Annotated in this window: 1 protein-coding gene and 1 pseudogene; both read right to left on the bottom strand. The window is 67.2% G+C overall.

What is annotated here, in order from left to right:
- Positions 1–1,562 (bottom strand): exodeoxyribonuclease V subunit alpha (gene recD / locus JV551A3_RS27105; protein WP_133979298.1); only part of this gene is annotated, 1,562 nt, incomplete at its 3' end.
- A pseudogene (recB, locus tag JV551A3_RS27110) lies at positions 1,559–4,558 on the bottom strand (exodeoxyribonuclease V subunit beta); the annotation flags it as partial. The gene recD and the pseudogene recB, both read right to left, overlap by 4 nt.

The following is a 4,558-nucleotide window of genomic DNA, read 5'->3' on the forward strand; positions in this document are numbered from 1 at the left end:
AGCAACTGGAAGTCCTCGAAGCTGTGCAGCACCTTGCCCGCCCATTGCTCCCACGCGGGGTCATCAATGGCGGTATCGAGGGCCGGGCGGAAGCGGCCAAGGGTGCGCAGATAACTGCGGTAACCCTGCGGGCCGTCGCTGCCGCGGTTGAGTCCGTCGAGCAGCAGACGGTCGAAGGCGCGGTCCTGCTCGTGCTTCAGGGCCAGGCTGTACACATCGGGCGGCGGCGCGGCCAGCAGGTTGCGCGCCGCATGGGCGTCCTGGCGGTTGACCAGCCGGGCCAGCTGGCCAATGCCGCTGCCTTCGCCGAAACGCCGCGAGAAGCGCAGCATCACCACCTGCTGGGCCAACGGGTTGCGTTGCTCATCGCCAGCCTTGAGGCCGCTGCCCTCCAGTGACTCGCCTCCGATCTGCTCCAGCCATGCCTCGGTCGCCGGCGAGTAACAGCCCTCCTCGGCATCCCGGCACAGGTCACCCAGTACCGCACCGGCTTCGACCGAGGCCAGCTGGTCCTTGTCGCCCAGCAGTACCAGGCGTGCCCGCGGCGGCAAGGCATCGAGCAGGTTGGCCATCATTTCCAGGTCGATCATCGACGCTTCGTCGACGACCAGCACGTCCAACGGCAGCGGGTTGCCGGCATGGTGGCGGAAGTGCCGCGAACCGGGGCGGCTGCCGAGCAGGCGGTGCACGGTGCTGACCTCGGTGGGGATCTGCCCGCGCACCTCGGTGCTGACCTGCAGGCGCTCGACCTGTTGGCCAATGGATTCGGTCAGGCGCGCGGCCGCCTTGCCTGTCGGCGCGGCCAGGCGAATGCGCAATGGCCTGCGCTGCTCTACCGCCGGCGCCTGCAGCAAGGCCAGCAGGCGCACCACGGTAGTCGTCTTACCCGTGCCGGGGCCGCCGGTGATGATGCTGAAGCCTGCGCGGGTGGCCAGGGCGCAGGCGAGCTTCTGCCAGTCCACCTGGCCTGCCGGCGCACCACCGTCGAACAGTTGCGCCAGACGGCCAGGCAGGTCGGCCGGAGGCGCTTCGGCCTGGGTCAGGCGCTGGCGAAGGGTATGGTCGATGCGCCGCTCGTAACTCCAGTAACGGCGCAAGTACAAACGCTCGCCGCTTAGCACCAGAGGCCGCGCTTGCTGGCCAGGTGTATCCCCGGCGGCCACCAGCGGGCTGGCGGTAATGCGCTGGCGCCAGGCGTGCAGGTCGAGGTTGGCCAGCAACTGCGAGGGCAGCAGCAAAGGGCCGGTCAAGGCGTCACCTTCAGGCGGCAACGACAGGGCGAAATCGGGCTCGGCCAGGGTTTGCTGCAGGTCGAGGCAGACATGGCCGTGGCCCAGTTGGTGGCTGGCCAGGGCGGCGGCCAGCAACAGCAAGGGGTCGCTATCGGGGGCTCGCTCCTCCAGGAACGATACGAACGCACGGTCCAGGGCACGCAGCCAGCCCCGCTCTACCCAGCGGTCGAGCAGGTGCAACAGGTCACCGCTGTCATGCTGTGGCGCCAGTGCGAGCAGGTGCTCGGCGTGCAGCGGGGTGGGCAACAGGTCGACGAGGCTTCGGCTCATATCACGGCTCCAGCAAACAGGTCCTGCTGTACAGGCGGGTGCTCGCCACGGAACAGCGCATCGAGGCTTTCGATCAGCTCACGCGGTGGCTTGGCGTGGTAAACGCCGTGGCCGCTGCTGCTGGCGCCTCGCAGGAAGATGAACAGGGCGCCGCCAACATGGCGGTCGTAGTCGTACTCAGGCAGGCGGGCGCGCAACTNGCGATGCAGGGNNNNGCCAGTTGGACTTGTAGTCGGTCACGTAGTAACGCCCGTCCAGCTCGAAGGCCAGGTCGATGAAACCCTTGAACATGCCATTGAGCAAGGTCGGCTGCGCCGCCGGCCGCGCCAGGCCGCGGTGGGTATGACGTACCACCAGGCGGTCGAGCTGTTCGGCATCGACCTGATGGCTGGCGAACCAGAACTCCATTTCGATCTGGTAGTGGCGCAGCTGCCCGAGCGTCACACCGAGGTCGCTGCCCGGCAACGGCAGCGCTTCGCCCAGCAGGCGCTGCAGCCAGTGCGTCAGGGTGGGGATCCAGCCGGTCCAGTCACGACGGTTGCAGCGCTGGCCAACGGTTCGCTCGATCAGCCGTGCATTGCCGCTGACCTGGCTGAAACCCTCGCGGCCAACCCATTCCAGCAAGCCATGCAGGAAGGTGCCGGGGTTGGGCCCGCGCGGGAAGCGGTGAATATCACCACTGTCGGCCGGGACCTCGCGCAGCACCTGGGTATCGACCACTTCATCATCCAGTAACTGCTGGGCCTGGGAGCTGTCGGCACCGAGGGTCTGGTCGCCGATGCGCAGAGCACTGTACGAGGCAATCCACCAATGCTCGGCGCCCGCCGCGCGGCGCGGTTTGCGGGCAGGGAGCAGCTCATGCTCGGCGTGCGGCATGCGATACACCTGCTCATCTGCCGCCGGCAGGCTCGGGCAAGAGATGTGCGGGCAGGTCTTGGCCAAGGCCTGCAACCAGTCCGTCAGTTGCTGCGAGCCCGGCAGGGCGAGGCCGCCACCCAGCAGGTAGCCGAACGCCGAGCGGTGCAGTTGCGAGCTCTTCTGGTTGCCCCGCTTGAGGTCGGCGACACCCAGCCAGCAGGCATGCTGGGCGCGGGTCAGGGCCACATAGAGCAGGCGCAGGTCTTCGGCCAGGCGCTCGTCGTCGGCGCGGTCGATCTGTTCCTGGTCTGGTGTGAGGGTGAGATGGGCGTTGCCCTGGCTATCATGCCAGGCCAGCGGCAGGCGGCTGCCGTCCACCGGTTTGCTGGTGCAGATGAACGGCAGGTAGACCAAGGGGTATTCCAGGCCCTTGGATTTGTGGATGGTCACCACTTTCACCAACTGCTCGTCACTCTCCAGGCGCAGGATCTGCTCTTCACCAGCCTGGCCGGAACTGGCCAGGTGCTCGGCCAGGTGGCGGATCAGCGCCTGTTCGCCGTCCAGTTCGCCGGCGGCCTGTTGCAACAGCTCGGCCAGGTGCAGCAGGTTGGTCAGCACCCGCTCGCCATCGCTGCGGCGGATCAGCGTGCGCGGCAGCTGGAAGTCATGCAGCAGGTGCCGCAGCATCGGCAACACGCCCTGGCGCTGCCAGGTGTCGCGGTAACGGCGAAAACGCATGACCCAGTCTTCCCAGACCCGCTCGTCCTGGTTCAGGCGGTCCAGCGCAGCCAGCGACAGATCGAGGGTAAGGCTGGCAAGGGCAGCCTTGAGCAGGCGCTCCGAGTCGGGTTCGGCGCAGGCCTTTAGCCAGGCCAACAGGTCGTGGGCTTCCTGGGCGGCGAATACCGAGTCCTTGTCGGACAGGTACACACTTCGCACCTCGCGCGCGGCAAGCTCGGCGCGGACCATCTGCGCTTCATGGCCATCGCGCACCAGGATGGCGATGTCCGATGGCAGGCACGGGCGCAGTTCGCCCTCGGCATTCTGGAAACCAGCCGTGCCTTGCTGGCCGCCATTGAGCAAGGCGACGATATGGCTGGCGCAACTGGCTGCCAGCTGCTGCCGGTAAACGCTGCCGGAGACCGGCTCTTCGCTTTCCAGATGCCAGCATTGAAGGGCTGCGCAGGCTTCACCGTCGATCAACAGCTGCTCGCCACGGCCTTTGGCGCGGACCTCGATGAACGGCAGCGGGTTGTCATCAGCCTCGCGGAACAGGAATGCGCCACGCCCTGCCTCACGCGCCTCGGCCTGCAGGAACACCTGGTTGACCGCCGCGACCATGGCCTTGCTGGAGCGGTAGTTGGTGTCCAGGCTGTGCAGGCGACCACTCGTGGCACGGCGGGCGGCAAGGTAGGTGTAGATGTCGGCGCCACGGAAGGCATAGATCGCCTGCTTGGGGTCGCCGATCATGAACAGGCCGGTTTCGGCGCGGTTTTCGCTGATCTGGTAGATGCGCTCGAAGATGCCGTACTGCACCGGGTCGGTGTCTTGGAACTCGTCGATCAACGCCACCGGGAACTGTTCGCGGATCAGGCTGGCCAAGCGCTCGCCGGCCTCGCTGGCAAGGGCGTGCTGCAGGCGCAGGAGCATGTCGTCGAAGCCCATTTCCGCACGCCGACGCTTCTCCACTTCGAAGCGTGCCGATACCCAGTTGGCGGCATGCTCGAGCAATGGGGCATCCGGGCTGTCCAGGGCTTGGAGCTGTTGCTGCAAGCTCTGCATGGCATTGAGGGCCGGGTGCTCGGGTGGCTCGCCCTTCCAGGCTTCGGCCATGCCCGCCGGGGTCAGGCGGGTAAAGCCGGTGCCCAGGTCGAGTTCCGCCAGTTGGTCGTCCGCGGCCCAGGCGCAGAGCTTGTCGAACCAGGGTTCGAAGTAACGGGCCTGCATCTTGCGGCCATCGACCTGTTTGGCGGCCAGCGCATCCCGGCAGATCTGCCGCAGTTCCTCGGCCCACTGCGCCCAAGGCGCCTTGAGCCGGGCCAACTGCTCGCCACGCTGCTGCAGCGATGCCTTGATCAGTGCCGCAGGCTCTGGCCCGTCCTGCTGTGCGCACACGCGACCGAACAGCGGGCGTATCC

Origin of the sequence: Pseudomonas inefficax (assembly GCF_900277125.1) — a bacterium.
GTDB classification, from domain to species: Bacteria; Pseudomonadota; Gammaproteobacteria; order Pseudomonadales; family Pseudomonadaceae; genus Aquipseudomonas; species Aquipseudomonas inefficax.